This window comes from Hydrogenophaga sp. Root209, from assembly GCF_001428625.1.
GTDB lineage: Bacteria > Pseudomonadota > Gammaproteobacteria > Burkholderiales > Burkholderiaceae_C > Hydrogenophaga.
Genome location: NZ_LMIE01000029.1, coordinates 294,943 through 320,368 on the forward strand (window position 1 = coordinate 294,943; position 25,426 = coordinate 320,368).

Annotated in this window: 25 protein-coding genes; 7 read left to right on the forward strand and 18 right to left on the reverse strand. The window is 65.1% G+C overall.

Going from position 1 to position 25,426, the window contains the following annotated elements:
- Positions 1-26 precede the first annotated feature (26 nt).
- From ASE11_RS14910 to ASE11_RS14990, 17 genes are all read right to left on the reverse strand, one after another.
- On the reverse strand, positions 27-1,880 hold the full coding sequence (locus ASE11_RS14910; RefSeq protein WP_056273011.1) for an ATP-dependent DNA ligase: 1,854 nt from the start codon (positions 1,878-1,880) through the stop codon (positions 27-29).
- Entirely contained in the window at positions 1,877-2,920 is a 1,044-nt protein-coding gene (locus ASE11_RS14915; RefSeq protein WP_056273013.1) for a ligase-associated DNA damage response exonuclease, read from the reverse strand. The genes ASE11_RS14910 and ASE11_RS14915 overlap by 4 nt, the downstream gene beginning before the upstream one ends.
- A 7-nt stretch (positions 2,921-2,927) precedes the next feature.
- The gene (gene clsB / locus ASE11_RS14920; RefSeq protein WP_235501309.1) at positions 2,928-4,244 is read right to left on the reverse strand and encodes a cardiolipin synthase ClsB; all 1,317 of its coding nucleotides are present in this window, start codon (positions 4,242-4,244) and stop codon (positions 2,928-2,930) included.
- A complete protein-coding gene (locus ASE11_RS14925) occupies positions 4,241-4,969 on the reverse strand; it encodes an endonuclease/exonuclease/phosphatase family protein (protein WP_056273016.1) in 729 nt (242 codons plus the stop codon). Before ASE11_RS14925 ends, clsB begins: the two co-directional genes overlap by 4 nt.
- A gap of 41 nt (positions 4,970-5,010) precedes the next feature.
- Complete coding sequence (gene nudB, locus ASE11_RS14930; RefSeq protein ID WP_056273020.1) at positions 5,011-5,469, reverse strand: dihydroneopterin triphosphate diphosphatase; 459 nt, start codon at positions 5,467-5,469, stop codon at positions 5,011-5,013.
- Positions 5,470-5,479: 10 nt separating this feature from the next.
- The gene (locus tag ASE11_RS14935; RefSeq protein ID WP_056273023.1) at positions 5,480-5,794 is read right to left on the reverse strand and encodes a YqjK family protein; all 315 of its coding nucleotides are present in this window, start codon (positions 5,792-5,794) and stop codon (positions 5,480-5,482) included.
- On the reverse strand, positions 5,791-6,165 hold the full coding sequence (locus ASE11_RS14940; protein ID WP_056273027.1) for a phage holin family protein: 375 nt from the start codon (positions 6,163-6,165) through the stop codon (positions 5,791-5,793). Before ASE11_RS14940 ends, ASE11_RS14935 begins: the two co-directional genes overlap by 4 nt.
- Positions 6,166-6,176: 11 nt before the next feature.
- Positions 6,177-6,497, reverse strand: a complete 321-nt coding sequence (locus ASE11_RS14945; RefSeq protein WP_056273030.1) for a DUF883 family protein — start codon at positions 6,495-6,497, stop codon at positions 6,177-6,179.
- Between the two features lie 156 nt (positions 6,498-6,653).
- Positions 6,654-8,456, reverse strand: coding sequence for an aspartate--tRNA ligase (gene aspS, locus ASE11_RS14950; protein WP_056273033.1), 1,803 nt, complete (start codon positions 8,454-8,456; stop codon positions 6,654-6,656).
- A 48-nt stretch (positions 8,457-8,504) separates the two neighbouring features.
- Positions 8,505-9,182: a DUF502 domain-containing protein gene (locus ASE11_RS14955; RefSeq protein WP_056273036.1), complete on the reverse strand. Its 678-nt coding sequence runs from the start codon at positions 9,180-9,182 to the stop codon at positions 8,505-8,507.
- A 10-nt stretch (positions 9,183-9,192) separates the two neighbouring features.
- Positions 9,193-9,531 carry an FmdB family zinc ribbon protein gene (locus ASE11_RS14960; RefSeq protein WP_056273040.1) on the reverse strand — a complete coding sequence of 113 codons (339 nt, stop codon included), beginning with the start codon at positions 9,529-9,531 and terminating at the stop codon, positions 9,193-9,195.
- Between the two features lie 162 nt (positions 9,532-9,693).
- Entirely contained in the window at positions 9,694-11,259 is a 1,566-nt protein-coding gene (ubiB, locus tag ASE11_RS14965; protein ID WP_056273043.1) for a ubiquinone biosynthesis regulatory protein kinase UbiB, read from the reverse strand.
- Positions 11,256-11,888, reverse strand: a complete 633-nt coding sequence (locus ASE11_RS14970; protein WP_056273046.1) for an SCP2 domain-containing protein — start codon at positions 11,886-11,888, stop codon at positions 11,256-11,258. Before ASE11_RS14970 ends, ubiB begins: the two co-directional genes overlap by 4 nt.
- A 90-nt stretch (positions 11,889-11,978) precedes the next feature.
- Positions 11,979-12,980: a Tim44 domain-containing protein gene (locus ASE11_RS14975; RefSeq protein WP_056273050.1), complete on the reverse strand. Its 1,002-nt coding sequence runs from the start codon at positions 12,978-12,980 to the stop codon at positions 11,979-11,981.
- 36 nt (positions 12,981-13,016) lie between these two features.
- Positions 13,017-13,748 (reverse strand): bifunctional demethylmenaquinone methyltransferase/2-methoxy-6-polyprenyl-1,4-benzoquinol methylase UbiE, encoded by a 732-nt coding sequence (gene ubiE / locus ASE11_RS14980; protein WP_056273054.1) that lies wholly within the window; start codon positions 13,746-13,748, stop codon positions 13,017-13,019.
- 10 nt (positions 13,749-13,758) lie between these two features.
- Positions 13,759-14,172, reverse strand: coding sequence for a gamma-butyrobetaine hydroxylase-like domain-containing protein (locus ASE11_RS14985; RefSeq protein WP_056273059.1), 414 nt, complete (start codon positions 14,170-14,172; stop codon positions 13,759-13,761).
- 29 nt (positions 14,173-14,201) lie between these two features.
- Complete coding sequence (locus ASE11_RS14990) at positions 14,202-18,080, reverse strand: DUF3683 domain-containing protein (protein WP_056273065.1); 3,879 nt, start codon at positions 18,078-18,080, stop codon at positions 14,202-14,204.
- Positions 18,081-18,258: 178 nt separating this feature from the next.
- Between ASE11_RS14990 and ugpB the strand changes: the two genes are divergently transcribed.
- The 5 genes from ugpB to ugpQ all read left to right on the forward strand — a co-directional run bounded on the left by ugpB (position 18,259) and on the right by ugpQ (position 23,196).
- Complete coding sequence (gene ugpB, locus ASE11_RS14995; protein ID WP_056273068.1) at positions 18,259-19,575, forward strand: sn-glycerol-3-phosphate ABC transporter substrate-binding protein UgpB; 1,317 nt, start codon at positions 18,259-18,261, stop codon at positions 19,573-19,575.
- Between the two features lie 88 nt (positions 19,576-19,663).
- Entirely contained in the window at positions 19,664-20,551 is an 888-nt protein-coding gene (gene ugpA / locus ASE11_RS15000; protein ID WP_056273073.1) for a sn-glycerol-3-phosphate ABC transporter permease UgpA, read from the forward strand.
- Positions 20,551-21,402: a sn-glycerol-3-phosphate ABC transporter permease UgpE gene (gene ugpE, locus ASE11_RS15005; RefSeq protein ID WP_056273077.1), complete on the forward strand. Its 852-nt coding sequence runs from the start codon at positions 20,551-20,553 to the stop codon at positions 21,400-21,402. The genes ugpA and ugpE overlap by 1 nt, the downstream gene beginning before the upstream one ends.
- A gap of 34 nt (positions 21,403-21,436) precedes the next feature.
- A complete protein-coding gene (gene ugpC / locus ASE11_RS15010) occupies positions 21,437-22,441 on the forward strand; it encodes a sn-glycerol-3-phosphate ABC transporter ATP-binding protein UgpC (RefSeq protein WP_056273082.1) in 1,005 nt (334 codons plus the stop codon).
- Positions 22,442-22,443: 2 nt separating this feature from the next.
- Positions 22,444-23,196 carry a glycerophosphodiester phosphodiesterase gene (gene ugpQ / locus ASE11_RS15015; protein ID WP_056274236.1) on the forward strand — a complete coding sequence of 251 codons (753 nt, stop codon included), beginning with the start codon at positions 22,444-22,446 and terminating at the stop codon, positions 23,194-23,196.
- 1 nt (position 23,197) lies between these two features.
- Here ugpQ and ASE11_RS15020 read toward each other — a convergent pair whose 3' ends face one another.
- Positions 23,198-23,464, reverse strand: coding sequence for a hypothetical protein (locus tag ASE11_RS15020; protein WP_056273085.1), 267 nt, complete (start codon positions 23,462-23,464; stop codon positions 23,198-23,200).
- A 48-nt stretch (positions 23,465-23,512) separates the two neighbouring features.
- On the opposite strand from ASE11_RS15020, the gene hemA reads away from it, so the two are divergent.
- Both hemA and ASE11_RS26705 read left to right on the forward strand, forming a co-directional pair.
- A complete protein-coding gene (hemA, locus tag ASE11_RS15025; protein ID WP_056273088.1) occupies positions 23,513-24,811 on the forward strand; it encodes a glutamyl-tRNA reductase in 1,299 nt (432 codons plus the stop codon).
- Positions 24,812-24,888: 77 nt separating this feature from the next.
- Positions 24,889-25,426, forward strand: a 538-nt coding sequence (locus ASE11_RS26705) for a PCRF domain-containing protein (protein WP_235501310.1), incomplete at its 3' end; no start/stop codon positions are given.

A 25,426-nucleotide genomic window follows, 5' to 3' on the forward strand; every position in this document is an offset into this window, starting at 1 on the left:
TTTTCGTTCGAGCATGAATAAGGCTTTTACCGGGATGGGGAGTCGCCCAGCAAGGCTTCCAGCTCCTGCAAGGTGCTCGCCTCGTGCAGCGGCTTGTCGTACCGGATGCGTTGCATGCGCGGAAAGCGCAGCGCCACACCGCTCTTGTGGCGGGTGCTGCGGGCGATGCCTTCGAAGGCAAGTTCAAACACCAGGGTCGGTCGCACGCTGCGCACCGGGCCGAACTTCTCCAGCGTTTGCTGGCGGATCACGGCGTCGACCGACTTGAATTCTTCGTCGGTCAGGCCCGAATAGGCTTTGGTGAAGGCCACCAGTTGCAACGCACCGGGCACGGCGGGTTCTCGGCGAGCAATCGCGTCCACCACGGCCTGCGCCTCTTCGGCGCTGGCCGGCAAGCGGTTCCAGACCGCGAAGGTGTAGTCGGTGTAGACCGAGGCGCGACGGCCGTGGCCGGCCTGGGCGTAGATCAACACGCCGTCGATGCTCAGCGGGTCGATCTTCCATTTCCACCAGGCCACCACCCCGTCTTCGGTGTTGGTGCCCGGGCCGGTCCAGCGCTTCTGCCGGCCAGTGCCGTAAGTGCTGCGGCGGTGCTTGAGCATCAGCCCCTCCACGCCGAGTTCACGCGCCTTCGACCGCTGCTCGGCGAGCGTGGGCCAGTCGCTGGCGGCGATGCCGGGTGAGAGCCACAGGCGCGGGCCCAACACGGCGTTCAGGCCCCGGGCCAGGGTCTCCAGGCGCGCGCGGCGTTCGGTCTGTGGCTGCGCGCGCAAGTCTTGCGCATCGGCTTCCAGCAGGTCGTAGGCCATGAAACTCACGGGCGCATCGGCCAACACTTTGGCGTTCAGTGTCTTGCGGGCAATGCGCTGCTGCAGCAAGGCAAACGGCGCGGGTCGGCCGAGCCGGTCGCTGCCGGGCAAGGCACTCACACCATCACCCTCGTCCCACACCAGTATCTCGCCATCAACCACCGTGCCGTCGGGCCAACGCTGGGCGAGGGCTTGCAGTTCCGGGAAGCGCTCGCTCATGAGCTCTTCCCCGCGCGACCACACCCACACCCGACCGGCGCGCTTGACGATCTGGCCGCGAACGCCATCGAACTTCCATTCGGCTTGCCAGTCGATGGCCGGGCCCAGGCGCGCCTGCATGGCCTGCGCGATGTCGGAGCTGGCCACTTCCAGGCTCAGCAGGTCGTCGCCGGCATCCATGCCCAGCGGGTTGGCGAGAAAGAACGGATAGGGCTGGCTGGGCTCGCGTGCAGCATGTTCGCCGCCCGCTTCACCAGCCGGTGCAATCAGGGCGCGGTACATGGCCGCGGTCGGGAGGCGCTTGCTGTCGGTGAAACCCATCATGCGCGCGGCCACCTGTTTGGCATCCAGTCCCGCGTGTTGAGCGATGGCGCGCTGCACCAGCAGCTTGCTCACGCCCACGCGAAATCCACCGCTCACCAGCTTGACCAGCAGGAAACGCCCGGTCATGTCCAGCTCGCGCCACCAGGCGCGCACCGCCATGGCCACGATGTCCTCACCCTGCCCGCGCAGGGGCAGCAGGCGCTGCTCCATCCAGTCGCTCAGGCTGGCCACCAGGCCCTCGCTGCCCTCGGGAGCGGGCAGCACCAGCGCGATGGTTTCGGCCAGGTCGCCGACGGTCTGGTAGCTCGCTTCAAACAACCATTCGGGCAACCCCGATGCCTCTTGCGCCAAGGCGCGCAACTGCGCAGTCTTGATCAACTGGCGCGGTTTGCCGCCCGAGAGGAAGTACACCGCCCAGGCTGCGTCAGCGTCGTCCACGGCGCTCAGGTAACGCCTCAGCGCGGTCACCTTGGCGCTGGTGGCGGTGGTCGCATCCAGCTCGGCGAACAAGTCGGCAAAGCGCTTCATGGGGTCGACGCTGGCGTGCTTTCGGTGCGGGTCTCGTGTTCGTCGCCGTACTCGGTCTCGAAGCCCTCGGCCTGCAACCCTTGCTCCTGCAGGTAGCGCACCAGCACCGGAACGCTGCCGTGGGTGACGATCACGCGCTCGGCACCACTGGCACCGATGGCGCCGAGCAGCCCGGGCCAGTCGGCGTGGTCGCTGAGCACGAAGCCGCGGTCGTGCCCGCCACGCCGGCGCTGTCCGCGCACCTGCATCCAGCCACTGGCAAACGCGTCCGAAAAATCACCGAAACGTTTGATCCACGGCGTGCCCAGCGCGCTGCCGGGGCACAGCACCAGCGCGCGCTGCAGGCTGGCCTTGGCGCTCGCGTCACTCACCTCCAGTGTCTCGGGCAGGTTGACACCGGCGGCACGGTAGGCGCGGTTGAGCGGTTCGACCGCACCGTGGCAGACGATGGCGCCGATGGATGCATCCACCCCGCCCAGGATGCGCTGCGCCTTGCCCAGGCTGTAGCAGATCAGTACGCTGGCGCGCCCGGCCTCGGCGTTGTCGGCCCACCATTGGTCGATCTGGCCGAACAGCTCTGCGTCCGACCGCCAGCGGTAGATGGGCAGGCCGAACGTGGACTCGGTGATGAAGACATCGCAGGGCACCGGCTCGAACGGTGTGCAGGTCCGGTCGGGCGTAGAGCCGGCCGGTGCGGTGCGGTAGTCGCCGCTGGCCACCCACACCCGGCCACCATGCTCCACCCGCACCTGGGCCGAACCCAGCACGTGGCCGGCCGGGTGCAGCGAAATGCGCACGCCGTTGTGCTCCACCATCTCACCGTAGGCCAGCCCCTGCAGCGTGATGCCCTGCCCCAGGCGCGAACGCAGCAGGCCCTCGGACACAGCGGTGGCCAGGTAGTGCGCGTGGCCAGGGCGTGCGTGGTCGGCATGCGCATGGGTGATCACGGCGCGCTCGACGCGGCGCCACGGGTCGATGTAGAAGTCGCCCGCGGGGCAGTACAAGCCTTGCGGGCGCTGGACGATCAGGTCGTCTTGCATGGCCAACTCAATACCTGTGGCCCGTCACGAACAAAGTCGCGCGCATGATGCCGAATGCAATGCGGTCGAGCACACGCTGCGTCCAGTGTCGGCTGCTCAACGCCCGCACATCGACCATGTCACCTGCGTTCTGCACCAGGCTATCGAGGTGGCTGCGCAGCAGACGGGCAAAGCGCTGGTCGGTGGTCATCACGTTGGCCTCGCGCGCCAGCAGCATCGAGAGCGGGTCCAGGTTGGTCGAACCCACCGTGGCCCAGCGCTCGTCCACCACCGCCACCTTGGCATGCAGGGCACTGGGTGCGTACTCGTGGATCTCGATGCCGGCGTTGACCAGGTGCTGGTAGACCGGCCGCGCCGCACGGTACTGAAAGAAGTTCTCGTACTTGCCCTGCGACAGCAGGCGCACTCGCACGCCCCGCGCGGCCGCCAGGATGAGCGCGCGGCGCAGTTTGCGCCCGGGAATGAAATACGCGTTGGCGATCACGATCTCGCGCCGCGCCGCGCCGATGGCCTTGAGGTAGGCGCGCTCGATGTCGTGCCGGTGGCTCACGTTGTCGCGCAGCAGCAGGGTGGCGCGCGCACTGTCCACGCCCAGGGGTATGGTGGCCGCGTCGCCAAACGTGCTGTTGCTGCCCGCGCCCTGCGGGCTGGTGTGGGCCGTGTCGAGTTTCTGCAGCAGGCGCGAGAAATCCCCCACGGGACGCGATTCGCGCAAGGCATCCCACGCAGCCTTGAACTCGCGCCGGCGTGCGCTGCGAGCGGCTTGCAGGCGCCACCAGAGCTGCTCCATGGTCTCGGCCATGTCGCGCACCAACGGCCCGGCCACGCGCAGCGAAAAATCCAGTCGCGGTGCATCCAGCTTGCCCAGCGCGACGTCGTCCTGGTCGTCGATGATGTTGATGCCGCCGCAAAAACCCACCGTGCCGTCGACCACGCAGAGCTTGCGGTGCAGCCGCCGCCAGCGGCTGGGCAGCAACAGGCCGAAGCGCCCCAGCGGCGCATAGATGTGCCAACGCACTCCTGCCTCGTCAAACCGCTGTTGCCAGGTCGTGGGCACCGTCGGCGTGCCCACGCCGTCGATCACCAGCCGCACCACCACGCCACGTCGGGCTGCGCGTTCCATCGCTTCAGCCACGCTGAGCGCAGAGCCGGCGAACTCGAAGATGTAGGTTTCCAGATGCACCACACGGCGCGCGGCATCCATGGCGGCCACCAGGGCCGGGAAGAGCTCGGCGCCGCCCTGCAGCAACAGCAGCTGGTGACCGCCTCGCAAGGCACCGCGCACAGCGCGCGAGCGGCGCAACAACTTGTCGGTGGCTTTCACAACTCCAGCTCGGCGATCAGTGGCAGGTGGTCCGACATGCGCGACCAGGCCCGCCCGTGCGGCACCTGCGCCGAGACCGGCCGCAACCCCCGCACGAAGATGCGGTCCAGGTGAAGCAGCGGCAGACGCGAGGGGTAGGTCGGCAAACGGATGCCTTCGAAGGTGCGCAGGCCCAGGTCTGCCATGGGCCGCAGCAGCTGCGCGCCCCAGTCGTTGAAATCGCCGGCCACGATCAGCGGCGCGGTCTCGGGCACCCCGGTGGCGACGTACTCGCCCAGGCGCTGCACCTGGCGCGCTCGGCTGGAATGGATCAGCCCCAGGTGAACCACGACCACGTGCACGTCGATGCCTTCGATCAACAGCCGCACGTGCAGCAGTCCGCGCTGCTCGAAGCGGTGGTCGGAGACGTCGGAGTGCTGGCTGTCGATCACCGGCCAGCGCGAGAGCAGCGCGTTGCCGTGTTCGCCGTGGCGCGTGGTGGCGTTGGTGCGGTAAACAGCCTCGTAGCCGTCGGGTGTCAGGTAGTTCGCCTGATCCAGGTCGGGCCAGCGGGTGAAGTGCTTCTCAAGCTTGCGGTTGTGTTGACGCACCTCCTGCAGGCAGACGATGTCGGCATCGAACTGCTCCACCGCGTGTGCGAGGTTGTGGATCTCCAACCGCCTCGCGGGACCCAGGCCTTGTACGCCTTTGTGGATGTTGTAAGTGGCGACGCGAAGAATGCTCATGAGCAAATCATGCCACCAACGCCACCCGCGACATGTGCAAATCAGTTCAACCTCGCCGCCATTCTGGGCAGCCAGGAGATCGCCTCGGCATTTGACGGCGAGAAGCAGCGTTCGGCCGCTTGCGTCCACGGCAACCACACCTGGTCGCGGTGCTCGCGTGGGCTCAACAGCACGGGCACGGGCTCCGGGATGCACAGCCCGAACAGATGCTCGGTGTTGTGCGTCACACCCGGCGCGTAGCGATGGCGCCACTGCGGATAGATCTCGTACACGTTCTCCAGCGCCCAGTCGGTGAGCGCGTGGCCGCTCGCTCGTGCGTTCAGCCCGGTTTCCTCCGCCACCTCGCGCACGGCGGCGCGTTCAAACGACTCATCCAGCGTGTCCTTGGAGCCGGTCACCGATTGCCAGAAGCCTGGCGCGTCCGCGCGCTCGATCAGCAGCACCTCCAACGCCGGTGTGTGGATCACGACCAGCACCGATTGCGGGATCTTCTCCACCATGAAAAGAAGGTCAGAAGAGGCGAGAGGCGGCGTTGCCGGCCGAACGTGCCCGCTGCAACAGCTTCCAGGCCGACCACACCCGCAGCGCCCACCCCAGCGATCGGCGTGGCCGCCACACTGCGACCGCCAGCACGCTCCCCGCCACGGCCAGCGGGTTCGCCCGCAACCAGCGCCAGGCGTCCTGCAAACGGTCGGCCCAAGCCAGCGCAGGCTGGACCACCTGCAGCTGGTCAACCACCTGAACGCGCAAGCGCCCGGACCGGTGCAAGAGCAACTGGCGCCGGCGAGCCAACTGCTCGGCGCGGTCGGGCTTGCGTGCGGTCATGAGCGAAGCACCTCCCGGTCCTGCTTGAGCTCCTCGACCGTGGCCGAAAACAGCCGGGTTCCGCGGTGCACGCGCTCGCGGGCGAGCCAGGCCGCCACACCGCCCAAGCCCAGAAACAGTCCGGCGAACACCGCCAGCGGCACAAGGCGATGGGTGTCCCACAGTGCCACGGTGATCAGCATGGCCAGAAAGCCCAGCCCCAGGCTGAGGAAGGCCACCGCCACGGCACCAAAGACCAGCAGGCCACCGACGCGCAGCACTTCCTCTTGCGCTTCCACGCTGAGCAACTCCAGCCGCAGCTGGAGCAGTTCCAGCACGGTGGCGGTCAACCCCTTGAGCGAGGCCGACAAGCGGGTCGTTGGCACAGACATGCCGAGTCCGTTCAACGCCGGCTGATGAGCAGGCCGATCACCAAGCCGATGCCGGCAGCAGTGCCCACAGCGCGCCAGGGGTGCTCGTGCACGTAATCGTCGGTGGCGCGGGCCATCTCGCGGGTCTTTTCCTTGATCGCGTCTTCCGCGTCCAGCAGCTTGTGCCGGGCCAGGCGCAGGTTTTCGTTGATGCGCTCGCGCAACTCCACCACCTTGCCTTCGGTCTGGTGGGCGGTGGCCACCATCAGCTCTTCGGCGTCGGCAATGACGCGCTGCAGGTCGGCGACCAGCTTCTCTTTGTTGGCCAGGGTGTCTTGGGCGTTCTTGCTCATGGATGGGCTCCTTTCAAAAAGTCATCCTAACAAACCCGTACCCGTACTGCGCCGTACGTTTCGTTACCGCTGCTCTGTGGTGCGGATTCGTACGCGCCCACCCCCCAATAAAAAGGGCGACTGTCGTCGCCCTTCTGGTGTTGCCGAAGCCGCCGGTCAGGCGGGCTTGGCCAGGTCCGCGTTGCGCAGGCGGATGTGCAGTTCACGCAGCTGCTTTTCGTCCACCAGGCTCGGGGCCTGGGTCAGCAGGCACTGGGCGCGCTGGGTCTTGGGGAAGGCGATCACGTCGCGGATCGACTCGGCACCGGTCATGAGGGTGACGATGCGGTCCAGGCCAAAGGCCAGGCCACCGTGGGGCGGCGCACCGTACTGCAGCGCGTCGAGCAGGAAGCCGAACTTGACCTGAGCTTCTTCTGGCGTGATCTTCAGCGCGTCAAACACCTTCTGCTGCACCGCAGCGGTGTGGATACGGACCGAGCCACCGCCGATTTCCCAGCCGTTGAGCACCATGTCGTAGCCCTTGGCGATGCACTTCTCGGGCGCGGTGACCATCCAGTCCTCATGGCCGTCTTTCGGCGCAGTGAAAGGATGATGCACGGCGGTCCAGCGATCGGCGTCTTCGTCGTGTTCGAACATCGGGAAATCCACCACCCACATCGGTGCCCAGCGGCTCTCGAACAAGCCGTTCTTCTTGCCCAGCTCGCTGTGGCCGATCTTCAGGCGCAGCGCACCAATGGCGTCGTTGACGACCTTGGCCTTGTCGGCGCCGAAGAAGATGATGTCGCCGTTCTGCGCCTTCGTGCGCGCCAGGATGTCGGCCACGGCCTTGTCGTGCAGGTTCTTCACGATTGGGCTCTGCAGGCCGTCGCGGCCTTTGGAGACATCGTTGACCTTGATCCAGGCCAGGCCCTTGGCGCCGTAGATCTTGACGAACTCGGTGTAGGCATCGATCTCGCTACGGCTCATGTCGGCGCCGCCGCGCACGCACAGGGCGACCACGCGGCCACCCTTCATGGTGGCGGGCGCCGAGAAGACCTTGAAGTCCACATCGCCCATCACGTCGGTGAGTTCGGTGAACTCGAGCATCACCCGCAGGTCGGGCTTGTCGGAGCCGAAGCGGTGCATGGCTTCGCTGTAAGCCATCACCGGGAACTCGCCCAGGTCCACGCCCAGCGTGTTCTGGAACACCGTCTTGATCATGCCCTGGAACATGTCGCGGATGTCTTCCTCGGTCAGGAACGAGGTCTCGATATCGATCTGCGTGAACTCGGGCTGGCGGTCGGCGCGCAGGTCTTCGTCGCGGAAGCACTTGGTGATCTGGTAGTAGCGGTCAAAGCCGGCCACCATCAGGAGCTGCTTGAACAGTTGGGGCGACTGCGGCAGCGCGAAGAAGTGGCCGTCATGCACGCGGCTGGGCACCAGATAGTCGCGCGCGCCTTCGGGCGTGCTCTTGGTGAGCATGGGCGTCTCGATGTCGATGAAGCCATTGGCGTCCAGAAACTTGCGCACTTCCATTGCCACGCGGTAGCGCAGCATCAAGTTGTTCTGCATGTAGGGGCGGCGCAGGTCGAGCACGCGGTGCGTCAGGCGTGTGGTCTCGGAGAGGTTTTCGTCGTCGAGCTGGAACGGCGGCGTGACCGAGGGGTTGAGCACCTTGAGCTCGTGGCACAGCACCTCGACCAGACCGCTCTTGAGCTTGTCGTTGGTGGTGCCGGCGGGGCGCGCGCGCACCAGGCCGGTCACCTGCACGCAGAATTCGTTGCGCACGTCTTCAGCGGTCTTGAACATCTCGGCGCGGTCGGGGTCGCACACCACCTGCACATAACCTTCGCGGTCGCGCAGGTCGATGAAGATCACGCCACCGTGGTCGCGGCGGCGGTTCACCCAGCCGCACAGCTTCACGGTTTCGCCCATTTGAGCCTCGGTCACCAGACCGCAATAGTGGGTACGCATCGCCATTTCGCTTCTTCTTTCAACAGGTTCGCAGGTCGGGCCTGCGGGGAGAGATCAGGGGGTCTTCTGGATGGCGCCGTCGGCGCCCACCTTGAGATGCGGATTCTTGGGTCCACCGGGCACGATCACACCCATGGACACGATGTAGGTCAGCGCTTCGTCCACGCTCATCTGCAGCTCCACGCAGGCACTCTTGCGCACCATCACGAAGTAGCCGCCGGTGGGGTTGGGGGTGGTGGGCACGTACACGCTGTGGAATTCGTCGTGCTCGGCGCCACCGGGCATGGACTGCAGGTGGGTCAGCACGTCACCCGCGGGTGAACCCGTGAGGAAGCCGATGGTCCACATGCCTTCGTGCGGCCACTCGACCAGCAAGGCCTTGCGAAACGCGTTTCCCTTCTCGGAGAACAACGTGTCCGATACCTGTTTGACGCCCGAGTAGATGGAGCGCACCACGGGAATGCGGTGCAACAGCGCGTGCCACCAGCTCACCAGCTTGTTGCCGATGATGTTGGACGCCAAGGCACCGATGGAGAGCACCACCACCAGGGCGAACACCACGCCCAGGCCGGGAATGTGCATGCCGAACAGCTGGTCGGGCTGCCAGCTGCTGGGCAGGATGCGCAAGGTCTGGTCGAGCGTGCTGACCACCCACTCCAGCACCCAGAGCGTGATGATCAGGGGCACCAGCACCAGCAGGCCCGAGAACAACCATTTGCGAAACGACGGCATGCGGGATGACTCAGGAGCCCGACGGCGTGGTCGGTGCGGCGGGAGCCGGCGCGGCTGCGGGGGCGGGTGCAGCGGCGGGCGCAGGTGCGGCAGCGTCACCGGCCGGTTTGGCGGGCGCCGCGGCAGCGGGTGCGCCCTCGGCGGCTGGTGTGGCGGCGGGCTTGCTGCCCTCGCGGAAATCGGTGACGTACCAGCCCGAGCCCTTGAGCTGGAATCCGGCGGCCGTCAGCTGTTTCTTGAAGCTGGATTGACCGCAGACCGGGCACACGGTGAGCGGGTCGTCGGACATTTTCTGCAGCACGTCCTTGGCATGGCCGCAGGACTCGCACTTGTAGGCATAGATGGGCATGGCGTGAACCTGGTGAAGAAGGGGGGTTGTCCGGTCAAGGCAGTCACCCGGCGGGCGCACTGCACTCCCTGGAGGAAGCGGAACAAAACCCGTCATTATAAATTGAGGGGGTGTCGAGCGCCCTGCCGGGCGTCGGCCTCAGGCGGCACACGGCCGCCCGCCTCACCAGAGGCGCACGCGCACCAGCACCTGCATCACGATGAGACCGAGCAAAAAGCCCAGTCCACCGTACAGGATGGCTTGCAGCAGGCGGTTGGTGCGACGCTGCTCGGCCAGCAGACTGTCGAGTTCGCGCCGCAGTTCGTGCGGCTTGTGATGCAGGTAGTCGTGCAGCAGGCGCGGCAACGCGGGCAGCAGCTTGGCGTATTGGGGTGCCTCGGCCTTGAGCTGCTGCAGCAGTTTCTGCGGCCCCACCTGCTCGATCATCCATTTTTCCAGGAACGGCTTGGCGGTGTTCCAGAGATCCAGCTCGGGATCGAGTTCTCTCCCCAGACCTTCGATGTTGAGCAGGGTTTTCTGCAGCAGCACGAGCTGGGGCTGGATTTCCACCTGAAAGCGACGCGAGGTCTGGAACAGGCGCATGAGCACCAGGCCAAGTGAAATCTCCTTGAGCGGGCGGTCGAAGTACGGTTCACACACCGCGCGAATGGCCGATTCGAGCTCGTCCACGCGCGTCTCGGCGGGCACCCAACCGGACTCGATGTGCAGCTCGGCCACGCGTTTGTAGTCGCGCCGGAAGAAGGCTGTGAAGTTCTGCGCCAGGTATTCCTTGTCGAACTCGGTGAGCGTGCCGACGATGCCGAAATCCAGCGAGATGTAGCGCCCGAACGTGGCCGGCTCCGTGCTCACCTGGATGTTGCCCGGGTGCATGTCGGCATGGAAAAAGCCGTCGCGAAACACCTGGGTGAAAAACAGGGTCACGCCGTCGCGCGCGAGCTTGGGGATGTCCACGCCCAAGGCGCGCAATTCGTCAACCTTGTTGATGGGCAGTCCATGCATGCGCTCCATCACCATCACCTCGGTGTAGCAATAGTCCCAGAACATTTCGGGGATCAGCACCAGGTCAAGGCCCTGCATGTTGCGGCGCAGTTGCGCGGCGTTCGACGCCTCGCGCAGCAGGTCCAGTTCGTCGTGCAAGTACTTGTCGAACTCACCCACCACCTCACGCGGCTTGAGGCGTTTGCCGTCGGCGGAAAGCCGTTCGACCCAGCCGGCCATCATGCGCATGAGGCCAAGGTCCTTGTCGATCACGGTCAGCATGTTGGGTCGCAGCACCTTCACCGCCACTTCACGCCCGCCATGGCGGCCGTCGCGCAGGGTCGCAAAGTGAACCTGGGCGATCGATGCACTGGCCACCGGCACCTGTTCGAAGTGCGTGAACACCTCGGACAAGGGCTTGCCGAACGCACGCTCGATGCTGGCCACGGCCACTTCACTGGGAAACGGGGGTACGCGGTCCTGCAGTCGGGCGAGTTCGTCGGCGATATCGGGCGGCAGCAGATCACGGCGGGTCGACAGCACCTGGCCGAATTTCACGAAGATCGGCCCCAGGCGCTCCAGGGCCTCGCGCAGACGCTCGCCGCGGGGCGCATCCAGGTTGCGGCCAACGGAAACGATGCGGGTCAGCAGACGGATGCCGCGACCGCGGAAGCTGGAGAGCACCAGCTCGTCCAGCCCGTAGCGCAACACCACCCAGACAATGAACGCGCCGCGAAATAGCCGCGTCATGCGCTGGGTCCGCCGTCGTGCGGCGGCACGCCGGCATCGGACGCGGGCGCGCTGGTGAATGGGTTCCTTGGGGGAAAGCCTTCAGGCATGCGGGCCACGAACGACTTGATGGCCGTGGCTGCGGACCGCGCGAACCGCGCGATGGTGTGAGCGGTGGCGTCGCCGATCACCCGGGACAGGTCTTCCTCGACGTCCCAGCGCACGTTGTCCACCAGCCAGGCCACCTCGGCCGCCAACTGCACGTCGCCCTGGATGTCCACGCCCGGCTTCTGGCCGGCCAGCACGCTCTGAGCGAGCTCCAGGGGTGAAGTCTGGGTGAGTGTGACACTGAGTTCGGGCTTCGCCCCGGGCGCACAGCGCTCCAGCAAACCGGCTGCGGTGGGCGCCAGCGTGAGGTGGAAGTCGCCCCACTGGATACGCACGGGCTTGCCCTTCTGGCGCTTCAAGCGGTCCTGCGCGGCTGGTTCCTGCATCAACACGTGGTTGAGGAACAGCACGAGCCGGTTCTGCAACTCGTCCACCACCCAGTCGGGTGGGCGGATCGAGCCCAGCAAGGATTGCAGGAAGTTCAGAGGCGAGGCGCCAGAAGCGCCTGGTCCGGACGAAGAATCGGGTGGTTCATTTTTCATGACCACCCGATTTTGACGGATAAAACCCGGCGGGCGGCACCATCGGCCATTGCCCGGACATGGTCGGGTCGTGGACCCGACCCATTGACCTTATTGCAACGCCTGAACGCCCGCCACCAGCCAACCGCCAGAGCCGGCCTTGGGTCGCGTGATGTTCCAGACTTCGCGGAATGGATTGGGACCAGACGATGCGTCTTCGCGGATCATTCCCGAAAACTCCACGCTGGCCATGTACTCGTCGTCCAACTCCTCGATACCGAGCAACTGGGCATCGAGCATCACCACCTCGGTCTTGTTGACGCCACCGGTGCTGGTGGATTCACGATCTGCCAACTGGCTGCGAATCTGCTCCAGCATGCCATCGGTCATCATGGCGCGCAGACTCGGGATGTCGGAGCGGTCCCAGGCATCTTGCAGGCTCACGAAGTTGGCCTTGGAAGCCTTGAGGAAGCCGTCGGCATCAAAGCCGGCAGGCACGCCCCAGGTCTGGCGCCCCATGAGGGCTGCGCCGATCATGGAGCCGCCCGCTGCGGATGCCGTGTCAAGCGATGCGGGGCCACTGCGCTCCCACGGACGGGCCGATGCATCGTTGCCGACGTTGTGCGGAAGGTAGCTGCGGGGCGTGGCTGGATCGAACTGCGAATTGCCCGATTGGGTGGCCGGGCCACCAGCACCTTGGTAAGCCATGTTGCCGGCACCGTTGGAAGCTGCGCGACGGCGCATCACCATGCCGATCACGGCCATGACCACCGCCGCCAGCAAGGCGAACATCAGGAACTGTGCAAAACCCTCACCAAAGCCCAGGGAAGAGGCCAGCCAGGCCAGCCCAAGACCTGCGGCCAGGCCGCCGAGCATGGCGCCCCAAGGACGCTTGGGCGCCGCTGCCGCCGGGCTGGCGGTGGCGGGACGGGCCGCGGCGTTCTGCGTGGGCGCCTGTGGCGCTGCCTGCTGCTGCGCGGGCGCGGTGCTGCGCTGCGTCACGTTGCCCGACTGCTTGCCGATCGAAAAGCCGCCGCCCATGCGCTTGGCCCAGACATCCTGCGAGCTCAGCGCCATCGCGCAAACCAGCATCACCGACCACAACTTGTTCATGTCCCCGTCCCCTTCAATCAAAAATCAAAACCACGCTCAGCATTTGATGCCCACATGCAGCGCCACCACACCGGCGCTGAGGTTGTGCACATCCACGTGGCCGAAGCCCGCGCTGCGCATCATCTGCCGCAATGCTTCCTGACCCGGGTGCATGCGGATGGACTCGGCGAGGTAGCGGTAGCTCTCCTCGTCGTTGGCCACCAGCTTGCCCAGCTTGGGCAGGATGTTGAACGAATACCAGTCATAAGCCTTTTCGAGCGGTTTCGCCACTCGGGAAAACTCCAGCACCAGCAACTTGCCGCCGGGCTTGAGGGTGCGATGCATCTCGGCCAGCGCAAGTTCCTTGTTCGTCATGTTGCGCAACCCGAAGGCCACAGACACGAAATCGAACGAATCGCTGGCAAACGGAAGCTTTTCAGCGTCGCACACCAAGGTGGGGAGCACAACGCCCATATCAAGGAGGCGCGTGCGGCCCTCGCGCAACATCGCCTCGTTGATGTCGGTGTGCACCACCCGGCCAGTGGGGCCGACCTTCTTGGCGAACGCAAGAGACAGATCGCCGGTGCCGCCCGCGATGTCGAGCACGCGGTGGCCCGGTTGCGGGTTGGCCACGGTGAGCGTGTAGCGCTTCCAGAGCCGGTGCAGCCCGCCCGACATCAAGTCGTTCATGACGTCGTACTTGGGCGCGACCGAGTCGAACACACTGCGCACGCGGGAAGCCTTTTCCCGCTCGTCGACGGTCTTGAAGCCGAAATGGGTATCTGCCATGGCTATGTCTTCAGTGGCTGCCGCAGGCGTGGCCGCCCTTTTCGGGCATGGGCGCATCACGCTCCACGCCGGCGGCGCTCAGACGTGCGGTGTACTCGGCCCACAGCTCGTCCTGCTTCGAGCCGAGGAAGTACAGCAAATCCCAGGAGAAGATGCCTGAGCTGTGGCCGTCGGAGAACGTGGGCTGCACCGCGTAATTGCCCACCGGCTCCAGGGCGATGATGCCGACGTCGCGCTTGCCGGTCTGCAGCACTTCCTGGCCCGGACCGTGGCCCTGCACCTCGGCCGACGGCGAATACACGCGCATCAGTTCGAACGGAATCTTGAACTCCTTTCCATCGGAAAAGCCGATCTCGAGCACGTGAGACTGCTGGTGCAGCGTGATCGATTGCGGCGAAGGCGTGTTCTTGTCGAGTCCGGCCATGGGAAATGTCTCCGTGTGTGTTGTGGGGATCAGACCAGCACGCGTTCGATGCCGCCTTCGTTGGCCTTGGCCACGTAGGCGGGCAGCCAGTCTTCGCCCAGGATCTGGCGCGCCATTTCGACGACGATGTAGTCGGCTTCGAGCAGGCCATTGTTCAGGTCGTCGCCATAGCGGGTGAGGCCTTGCAGGCAGCTCGGGCAAGAGGTGAGGATCTTCACGTTGGCCTGCGCACCCACAGTGCCGGCAGCGCGCAGGGCGGCCTCGCCCTTGAGCAGCTCTTCTTCCTTGCGGAAGCGAATCTGGGTGGAGATGTCGGGACGGGACACGCCCAGCGTGCCCGATTCACCGCAGCAGCGCTTGCTCTCGATCACGTTGTCGCCCACCAGGGCCTTCACCGTCTTCATCGGCTCCTGCAGCTTCATCGGCGTGTGGCAGGGGTCGTGATAGAGGTATCCGCCCTGCCCGGCTGGCAGCGTGATGCCTTTTTCGAGCAGGTATTCGTGGATGTCGATGATGCGGCAGCCAGGGAAGATCTTGTCGAATTCGTAGCCCTGCAGCTGGTCATAGCAGGTGCCGCAGCTCACCACGACGGTCTTGATGTCCAGGTAGTTCAGCGTGTTGGCCACGCGGTGAAACAACACCCGGTTGTCGGTGATGATCTTCTCGGCCTTGTCGAACTGGCCGCTGCCACGCTGCGGATAGCCACAGCAGAGGTACCCCGGTGGCAACACGGTCTGCACGCCGGCATGCCACAGCATGGCTTGCGTGGCCAGCCCCACCTGACTGAACAGGCGCTCGGAACCGCAGCCGGGAAAATAGAACACCGCCTCGGTCTCGGCCGTGGTGCCCACCGGGTTGCGGATGATGGGCACGTAGTCCTTGTCTTCAATGTCCAGCAAGGCACGCGCGGTCTTCTTGGGCAAGCCACCGGGCATCTTTTTGTTGATGAAGTGGATCACCTGCTCCTTGATCGGTGCCGGCCCCAGCGTGGCGGGTGGTGCGCTGGTCTGCTTGCGCGCCACCTTCTTCAACAGCTTGTTGGCCATGCGCTGGGCCTTGAAACCCACGTCGACCATGGCCGAGCGCATGAACTTGATGGTCTCGGGGTTGGTCGCGTTCAGGAAGAACATCGCCGCGGCATTGCCTGGACGGAAGCTCTTCTGGCCCATCTTGCGCAACAGGTTGCGCATATTCATGGTGACGTCACCGAAATCGATCTTCACCGGGCACGGGCTCAGGCACTTGTGGCACACGGTGCAGTGGTCGGCAACGTCCTCGAATTCTTCCCAGTGCTTGATGCTGATGCCGCGGCGGGTCTGCTCTTCGTACAGGAAGGCTTCCACCAGCAACGAAGTGGCCAGGATCTTGTTGCGCGGCGAATAGAGCAGGTTGGCGCGCGGTACGTGGGTGGCGCAGACCGGCTTGCACTTGCCGCAGCGCAGGCAATCCTTGACGCTATCGGCGATGGCGCCGATGTCGCTCTGCTGCATGATCAGCGACTCGTGGCCCATGAGGCCAAAGCTCGGCGTGTAGGCATGCGACAAGTCGGCGCTGCGCAGGTTGGCGTCGCCGCCCACGCCCTGACGCAACAGCTTGCCCTTGTTGAAGCGACCTTCGGGGTCGACGCGATCCTTGTACTCCGCGAACGGGCGCAATTCCTCGTCGGTGAGGAACTCCAGCTTGGTGATGCCGATGCCATGCTCGCCGGAGATCACTCCGTCCAGGCTGCGCGCGAGCACCATGATGCGGGCCACAGCCTCGTGCGCCGCCTGCAACATCTCGTAGTCGTCGCTGTTGACCGGCAGGTTGGTGTGCACGTTGCCGTCGCCAGCATGCATGTGCAGCGCAGCCCACACACGGCCCTTGAGCACGCGCTGGTGGATGGCGTTGCACTCGTCCAGCACCGCACCGAAAGCGGCACCGGTGAAGATCTGCTGCAGCGGCGCGCGAAGCTGCGTTTTCCAGCTGGCGCGCAGGCGGTGGTCTTGCAACTGCGGGAACAGGCTGTCCACGTCGCGCAGCCAGCCGGCCCACAGCGCGCGCACGTCACGCACCAGCACCAGGGCCTGTTGCACCCGGTCTTCAAGCAGCTCGGCGCTGGGAATGTCGTTGGCGTCATCGGTCTTGCCCAGGGGCAACTGCCCCTTGGCAAAGAAGGCTTCCAGTGCATCGGCCAGCTTGATCTTGTTGCGCAGCGAGAGCTCGATGTTGATGCGCTCGATGCCCTCGGTGTACTCGCCCATGCGCGGCAGCGGGATCACCACGTCTTCGTTGATCTTGAAGGCGTTGGTGTGCTTGCTGATAGCCGCAGTTCGCTTGCGGTCGAGCCAGAATTTCTTGCGCGCCTCAGAGCTGATGGCCACGAAGCCTTCGCCGCTGCGCGAGTTGGCCAGACGGATCACCTCGCTGGTGGCGCGAGCCACGGCGTCGGCGTCGTCGCCCACGATGTCACCGATCAGCACCATCTTGGGCAGGGTGCCGCGCTTGCTCTTGGTGGCGTAGCCCACGGCCTTGAGGTAACGGTCGTCAAGATGCTCCAGGCCGGCCAGGATGGCGCCACCCGGGCGCTTCATCTCGGCGAACATGAAGTCCTTGATCTCCACAATCGAGGGCACGCAATCGCGCGGGTTGCCGAAGAACTCCAGGCACACCGTGCGCACATGCTCGGGCATGCGGTGCACCACCCAGCGCGCGCTGGTGATCAGGCCGTCGCAGCCTTCTTTCTGGATGCCCGGCAGGCCGCTCAAGAACTTGTCGGTCACGTCCTTGCCCAGACCTTCCTTGCGGAAGGTCTTGCCGGGGATCACGAGCTGCTCGGTGCGCACCGGCGTCTTGCCGTCCGCCTCGAAATACTTCAGCTCGAAGCTGGCCACCTCGGCGTCGTGGATCTTGCCCAGGTTGTGGTCGAGTCGGCTGACTTCAAGCCACTGCGCCTGCGGCGTGACCATGCGCCAGCTCAGCAGGTTGTCCAGCGCTGTGCCCCAGAGCACGGCCTTCTTGCCGCCCGCGTTCATGGCAATGTTGCCGCCCACGCACGAGGCCTCGGCCGAGGTCGGGTCAACCGCAAACACATGGCCAGCGCGCTCAGCCGCATCGGCCACGCGCTGCGTCACCACGCCGGCTTCGGTCCAGATGGTGGGCAGGGGTTTTTCGTGACCGGGCGCCCTCACCCATTCCACTTCCGTCATGGCTTCAAGCTTTTCGGTGTTGATCACCGCGCTCTTCCAGGTCAGCGGGATCGCGCCGCCCGTGTAACCGGTGCCACCGCCCCGGGGAATGATGGTCAGACCGAGTTCGTAGCAGCCTTTGACCAGCAAGGCCATCTCGGTTTCGGTGTCGGGCGTGAGCACCACGAAGGGGTATTCCACACGCCAGTCGGTCGCGTCGGTCACGTGCGAGACGCGCGAAAGGCCGTCGAACTTGATGTTGTCGTGCGCGGTGAGCTTGCGCAGCGCCTTGGTGGCGCGCTGGCGCAGCGCGGCCATGTCTTCAAACGAGCGCGAGAAGGCGTCCACCGCGCCCTTGGCGGCCTGGAGCAACTCGGCCACCAGTTGGTCGCGCCCGGCGTCGTCTTGCGGCGTGCGGCGTTTCTGCACCTCGGTCAGGCGGTGGTGCAAGGCATCCACCAGCTGCCTGCGGCGTTTGGGGGTGTCGAGCAGGTCGTCCTGCAGGTAGGGGTTGCGCTGCACCACCCAGATGTCGCCCAGCACTTCGTACAGCATGCGCGCCGAGCGGCCGGTGCGGCGCTCGTCGCGCAGTTCGTTCAACAACGTCCAGGCCCGCTCGCCCAGCAAACGCTGCACGATTTCGCGGTCGGAGAAGGAGGTGTAGTTGTAGGGGATCTCGCGCAGGCGCGGTGCTTCGTCGGTAGCCACGGCGAAGAGCGAGAGCGGTGTGGGAGCGTTCATGGGTGTGGCAGACGCCAACGTGACAGTGGGTAGCCCAAGATGGTACCGCAGGCCCCATTCACCCGCCCCCCTTATGGAAACCCCTGTTGTCATGAACGGGAAACGCCATTGCAATCGTTTTGTCACAAAAGACCCATACCCTACGGCGTTCCCGTCGTCCGATATTTCAGGAGCCAACATGCAGAAACGCTTTCTTCCCCTCACGGGCGCCTTGGCGCTTGCCGCACTGATCAGCGGGCCAGCCCACGCCCAGACGGAGATCCAGTGGTGGCATTCCATGACCGGTGGCCTCAACGACTGGGTGTTGGACCTGTCCAATGGCTTCAACGCCAGCCAGAAGGAATACAAGATCGTGCCGACCTACAAAGGCACTTACGACGAAACCATGCCGGCGGCCGTGGCGGCCTTCCGCGCGGGCAATGCACCCCACATCCTGCAGGTGTACGAAGTCGGCACCGCGACCATGATGGCGGCCAAAGGCGCCATCGTGCCGGTGGGCAAGGTGTTGGCCGATGCCGGCTACAAGTTCGATCCCAAGGCCTACATTCCCGCCGTCGTGGGTTACTACACCGCCCCCAACGGGCAGATGCTGAGCTTCCCGCTGAACAGCTCCACCACGGTGTTCAACTACAACAAGGACCTGTTCAAAAAGGCCGGACTGGATCCGAACAGCCCGCCCAAGACCTGGCCTGAGGTGGTGCTCGCCGCCGCCAAGCTCAAGGCCTCGGGCGTGAGTTGCCCGTTCACCACCAGTTGGCAGGGCTGGACCCAGCTCGAGAGCTTCTCGACCTGGCACAACACCGAGTTCGCCACCAAAGGCAACGGCTTTGGCGGCACCAGCTCGCGACTGACTTTCAACAGCCCGCTGCACGTGCGCCACATCGAGAACCTGGCCAACATGGCCAAGCAGGGGCTGTTTGTGTACCGCGGCCGCGGCAACGCGGCCGACGCGCCCTTCTATTCGGGCGAATGCGCGATGGCCACCGCATCGTCGTCGACCTACGCCAGCATCAAGAAGAACGCCAAGTTCGACTTCGGCATTGCCACACTGCCTTACTACCCCGACGTGGCCGGCGCACCGCAGAACACCGTGATCGGCGGCGCTTCGCTGTGGGTCATGGCCGGCAAGAAGGCCCCTGAGTACAAGGGTGTGGCTGAATTCTTCAACTACCTGACCAATGCCGAGATCCAGGCCAAGAGCCACCAGCGCACCGGCTACCTGCCGATCACGCTGGCCTCGTTCGAAGCCACCGAAAAAGCGGGCTTTTACAAGCAGAACCCCGGCACCGACGTGGCCGTGAACCAGATGATCCGCAAGACCACCGAGAAGTCGCGCGGCATCCGCCTGGGCAACTTCGTGCAGATCCGCGCGATCGAGGACGAAGAACTGGAACAGGTCTGGGCCGGCAAGAAGACCGCCAAGGAAGCGCTGGACAGCGCGGTCAAGCGCGGCAACGAATTGCTCGCTCGATTCGAGGCCGCCAACAAGAACTGAGTATGCTCGCCGGGGCGGCATGGTCCATGCCGCCTCGTTTCTCGCGCCCGTCGCGTGAGCCCGTTACAACCTTCTGCCACTGGCACGCATGGCCTCTGAAAAACGCGTCGTCTTTCGTTCCAGCTGGTTGCCGTGGGCGCTCCTCGCGCCCCAGGTCATCGTCATTCTGGTTTTTTTCTTCTGGCCAGCAGCGCAAGCGCTGCTGCAGTCGTTTCAGCAGTCCGACGCCTTCGGCATTTCGACCGAATGGGTGGGGCTGCAGAACTTCAAGAACCTGATCAACGACGAGACCTATCTGGCCTCGTTCAAGACCACCGCCGTGTTCTCGGTGCTGGTGGCCAGCCTGGGCATCGGCATTTCTCTGTTGCTGGCCGTGTTTGCCGATCGCGTGGTCAAAGCCACCCTGATCTACCGCACACTGCTGATCTGGCCCTATGCGGTGGCACCGGCCGTGGCTGGTGTGCTGTGGCTGTTCATGCTGGCCCCGTCCATCGGCGTCGTCTCGTACGCGTTGCGCGCCGTGGGTATCGAGTGGAACAGCCTGCTCAACAGCACCCACGCGATGACGTTGATCGTGATGGCCTCGGTCTGGAAGCAGATTTCCTACAACTTCCTGTTCTTCCTGGCGGGCCTGCAGAGCATTCCGAAATCGCTGATCGAAGCCGCGGCCATCGACGGCGCCCACCCCTGGCGGCGTTTCTGGACCATCCAGTTCCCGCTGCTCTCACCCACCACGTTCTTCCTGTTCGTGATCAACGTGGTCTACGCCTTCTTCGACACCTTCGCCATCGTGGACGCGGCCACCCAGGGCGGCCCCGGCAAGGACACCGCGATCCTGGTCTACAAGGTCTACTACGACGGCTTCAAGGCGCTGGACCTCGGTGGCTCTGCCGCGCAGTCGGTGGTACTGATGGTGATCGTCATTGCGCTCACGGTGGTGCAGTTCCGCTTCGTCGAAAAGAAAGTCCAATACTGATGATCGAACGCCGCCCCGGCCTGACCCTCCTCTCCCACGCCGTGCTGATCATCGGTGTGCTGGTGGTCGGCTTCCCGCTCTACCTGACCTTCGTCGCCTCCACCCAGACGGCCGACGCCATCGTGCAGGCGCCCATGTCGCTGCTGCCCGGCAACCAGTTGATCGAAAACTACACCGCTGCGCTCAAAGGCACCGGAATGGGGGCTGCCTCGAACGCGCCGGTGGGGCGAATGATGATGGTCAGCCTGATCACCGCACTGGTGATTGCGGTGGGCAAGATCGCGATCTCCCTGCTGTCGGCATTCGCCATCGTCTACTTCCGCTTCCCCTTTCGCATGCTGTTCTTCTGGGCCATCTTCGTCACGCTGATGCTGCCAGTGGAAGTGCGCATCGGCCCCACCTACTCGGTGGTGGCCAGCCTGGGCATGCTCAACACCTACGCGGGCCTCACCGTGCCGCTGATCGCCTCAGCCACCGCCACCTTTTTGTTTCGACAGTTCTTCCTGACCGTGCCCGACGAGTTGGTGGAGGCCGCGCGCATGGACGGCGCTGGCCCTATGCGTTTCTTCAAGGACGTGCTGCTGCCGCTGTCGGTCACCTCGATTGCCGCGCTGTTTGTCATTCAGTTCATCTACGGCTGGAACCAGTACCTCTGGCCGCTGCTGGTGACCACCGAAGAAAGCATGTATCCGGTGGTGATCGGCATCAAGCGCATGATCAGTGGCGGTGACGCCGCCACCGACTGGAATATCGTGATGGCCACCGCCGTGCTGGCCATGATTCCGCCCGCGCTGGTCGTCATCCTGATGCAGCGCTGGTTCGTCAAGGGTTTGGTGGACACCGAGAAATAAGCCTGCGCTTCAACGAACAACAACAGAGATTTCCATGGCCTCCATCTCCCTTCGCAATGTCGTCAAGCGCTACCGGACCGGCAAAACCGAACTGCAAGTCATCCACAGCGTCAACGCCGAGATCGCAGACGGCGAATTCATCGTGATCGTCGGTCCGTCGGGCTGCGGCAAGTCCACCCTGCTGCGCATGGTGGCTGGCTTGGAAGAGATCAGCGGTGGCGAGATCAGCATCGGCGAGCGTGTCGTCAATGAACTGGAGCCGGCCGAACGCGACATCGCGATGGTGTTCCAGAACTACGCGCTGTATCCGCACATGACAGTGTTCGACAACATGGCCTACGGCTTGAAGATCAAGAAGGTGCCGATCGACGAGATCAAGCTACGGGTCGACAAGGCTGCCGGCATCCTGGAACTGGGCCACCTGCTGGCGCGCAAGCCGCGCGAGCTCTCGGGTGGCCAGCGCCAGCGCGTGGCCATGGGCCGCGCCATCGTGCGCCAGCCCCAGGTTTTCCTGTTCGACGAGCCGCTGTCCAACCTGGACGCCAAGCTGCGCGCCCAGACGCGGCTGGAAATCCAGAAGCTGCACCGTGAACTCGGCATCACCTCACTCTTCGTCACGCACGATCAGGTGGAGGCCATGACGCTGGCCGAACGCATGATCGTGATGAACGCCGGCAACATGGAACAGTTCGGAACGCCCGAAGAGGTGTATTCCCGCCCGGCCACCACGTTTGTCGCCAGCTTCATCGGCTCACCCCCCATGAACCTTCTCAAATCGGCACCGGGCGGCAGAACAGGCCAGATCCTGGGCGTGCGGCCTGAACACCTCGACATCGGCTCGGAAGGCTGGGCGCTGCAGGTGGAGACGGTGGAGCTGCTCGGCGCCGAGCGACTGGTGCATGCGCGGCTGGGCGACGAACAACTCATCATCCGTACCCACGAAGACCAGGGTGCACCAGCGGTGGGCAGCACCATTCACGCCCAGCCAAGGCTGGAGCGCCTGCACTGGTTCGACGCAACCACCGGCAAGCGGGTGTGAGCTTGGGGGATCCCAAGACGCCATGGCCTTATCCGCGGTGGATCGCCCACCGCGGCGCCGGCAAGCTCGCGCCCGAAAACACACTGGCCGCGTTCCGGCTGGGCGCATCGCACGGCTACCGAATGTTCGAGTGCGACGCCAAACTCAGTGCCGACGGTGTGGTGTTCCTGCTGCACGACGACACGCTGCAGCGCACCACCAACGGGCACGGCGTGGGCGGCGACCAGTCATGGAGCGCCTTGAGTCAGCTCGACGCGGGCAGCTGGCATTCGCGCGGCTTTGCGGGTGAGCCACTGGCCACCCTGGAGGGTGTGGCCCGTTACTGCCAGTCCAACGCCTGCTGGCTCAACATCGAAATCAAACCCACTCCAGGCCTGGAAGCCCAGACCGGCCGGGCGGTGGCGGCAGCTGCGCAGCGCCTTTGGCAAGACCGACCCGGCTGGCCTCCCCTGCTGACCTCGTTCCAGCCTGAAGCCTTGCAAAGCGCCATGGCCACGGCGCCCGAGTTGCCACGCGGCCTGCTGCTCGACACCCTGTGGACCGGCTGGATGGACGTGGCCCGTTCACTGGAGTGCGTGGCTGTCGTCTGCAACCACGCACTGTGGGACGCGGCGCTGATCGCCACAGTCCGGGCGGCCAGCCTGCGCACGCTGGCCTACACGGTCAACGACGACTGGGCCGCGCAGCGGCTGATCGACTTGGGGCTGGACGGCATCATCACCGACCGGGTGGATCTGTTCGCTCCGGGCTTCTGAGTCACCGACCGCGCAACCACCAGGCCACCGTCCCCTGGGCCAGCACGAGTGCCGCATAGGTGGCGACCTTGCCGTCGCGACCGAAGTACACCAGCCCCACAAGCAGCACCACCACGCCAGAGACGAACAGCAACCCCAGCTGCAGGCCGCGGCTGACTCCCGGCCGTCCCTTGCCTCGCAGCGCCAAGCCAGCCCACAGCAGCAGCCCGACGCCGAGAGCGGGCGCCACGAAACCCACCAGGTGCGAGAGAGCAGACAAAGGTGTCATTGAGAGTTGCCAGTGACGTACATAAGCGATCAATTTTATAATCGGCCAATGTCTGTCTGGACCCTCGGCATCAACCATCACACGGCTCCGCTCGATTTGCGGGGCCGTTTTGCGTTTGCGCTTGATCAGATCCAGCCCACCCTGCACGGTTACCGGCAAAGTCTGGTGCGCCAACCCGAGGCCACCTTGCTCTCCACCTGCAACCGCACCGAACTCTATGGCGCGGGCGATGCCTCGGCGGTGGACCCCACGCTGGACTGGTTGGCCCAGACTGGCGGCGTGAGCACAAACGTGCTGCGAGACCATGCCTATGTGCTGCGCGACGACCAGGCGGCCCGCCATGCGTTCCGCGTGGCCAGCGGGCTGGACAGCATGGTGCTGGGTGAGGCCCAGATTCTGGGCCAGATGAAGGACGCGGTGCGTGCTGCCCACGACGCCGGCGCCCTGGGCAGCACGCTGCACCAGCTGTTCCAGCGCTCCTTCGCCGTGGCCAAGGAAGTGCGCAGCTCCACCGAGATCGGCGCCCACTCCATCAGCATGACGGCCGCGGCCGTGCGACTGGCCTCGCAGCTGTTTGAGGACCTGAAAGACATCCGGGTGCTGTTCGTCGGCGCGGGCGAGATGATCGAACTCGCCGCCACCCACTTCGCCGCGAAGACGCCCAAGAGCATGGCGATCGCCAACCGCACGCTGGAGCGCGGCGAGAAGCTGGCCACCCGGTTCGGCGCCCAGGTCATCCGCCTGGCCGACGTGCCCGACCGCTTGCACGAGTTCGATGCCGTCATCAGCTGCACCGCCAGCACCTTGCCCATCATCGGACTGGGTGCCGTTGAGCGAGCACTGAGGAAGCGCCGCTACCGCCCCATGTTCATGGTTGACCTGGCCGTGCCACGCGACATCGAATTTGAAGTGAAGGCGCTGACCGACGTGTACCTGTACACCGTCGACGACCTGGCCACCGTGGTGCAGACCGGCAAAGACAACCGCCAGGCCGCCGTGGCCCAGGCCGAAGTGATCATCGACGTCGGCGTGGCCAGCTTCATGCACTGGATGGAACAGCGCAACCCCGCCGACGGCGTGGTCCCCCTGATCCAGCAGATCAACGCGCAGGCCGATGAATGGCGCGCTGTGGAACTCACCCGAGCCCGCCGCATGCTGGCCAAGGGCGAACCGGTGGAAGCCGTGCTGGAAGCCCTGTCCAGAGGCCTCACTCAGAAGATGTTGCACGGCACGCTGGCAGAACTGCACACCGGTGACACCGCCGCACGCGCGGTGACGGCACAGACCGTCTCGCGCCTCTTCCTGCGCGAATCCTCGGCCAAATCGCCGCGCGACCCCCAAGCCTAGCGGCTTGCGTAGGGCGCTGCCGTCTGCGGTTCGGTACCGTCGGATGGCTGGCCCGCCGACACCGACATTCCCCACCCATGAAATCCTTCGTCCGCGACACCCTCCTGCGCCAACGCGCCCGCCTGCACGAGCTCGACGCCCTGCTCTCGGCGCCCGACGTGGTGGATAGCATGGAGCGCTTCAAAACGCTTAGCCGCGAGCACGCCGACGCCTCAACCGTGGTCGAGGTGTTCAACCGCTACCTGCGGCGCGAAGCGGACCTGGCCTCGGCCACCGAAATGCTCGCGGACGCCGACATGGCCGACATGGCCCGCGAGGAAATCGACAGCGCTCAGGCGGACATGGCCCAACTCGACACCGAGCTGCAGCAGTTGCTTTTGCCCAAAGACCCTGACGACGAGCGCAACGCCTTCGTGGAAATCCGCGCGGGGACAGGGGGCGACGAATCGGCGCTGTTTGCCGGCGACCTGGCGCGCCTGTACACCCGCTACGCCGAGCGCCAGGGCTGGCAGGTTGAAACCGTGAGCGAGTCGCCCAGCGAGCTCGGCGGCTACAAGGAAGTGGTGCTGCGCGTGTCCGGCGCCGGTGCCTACGGTCGGCTGCGCTTCGAGTCGG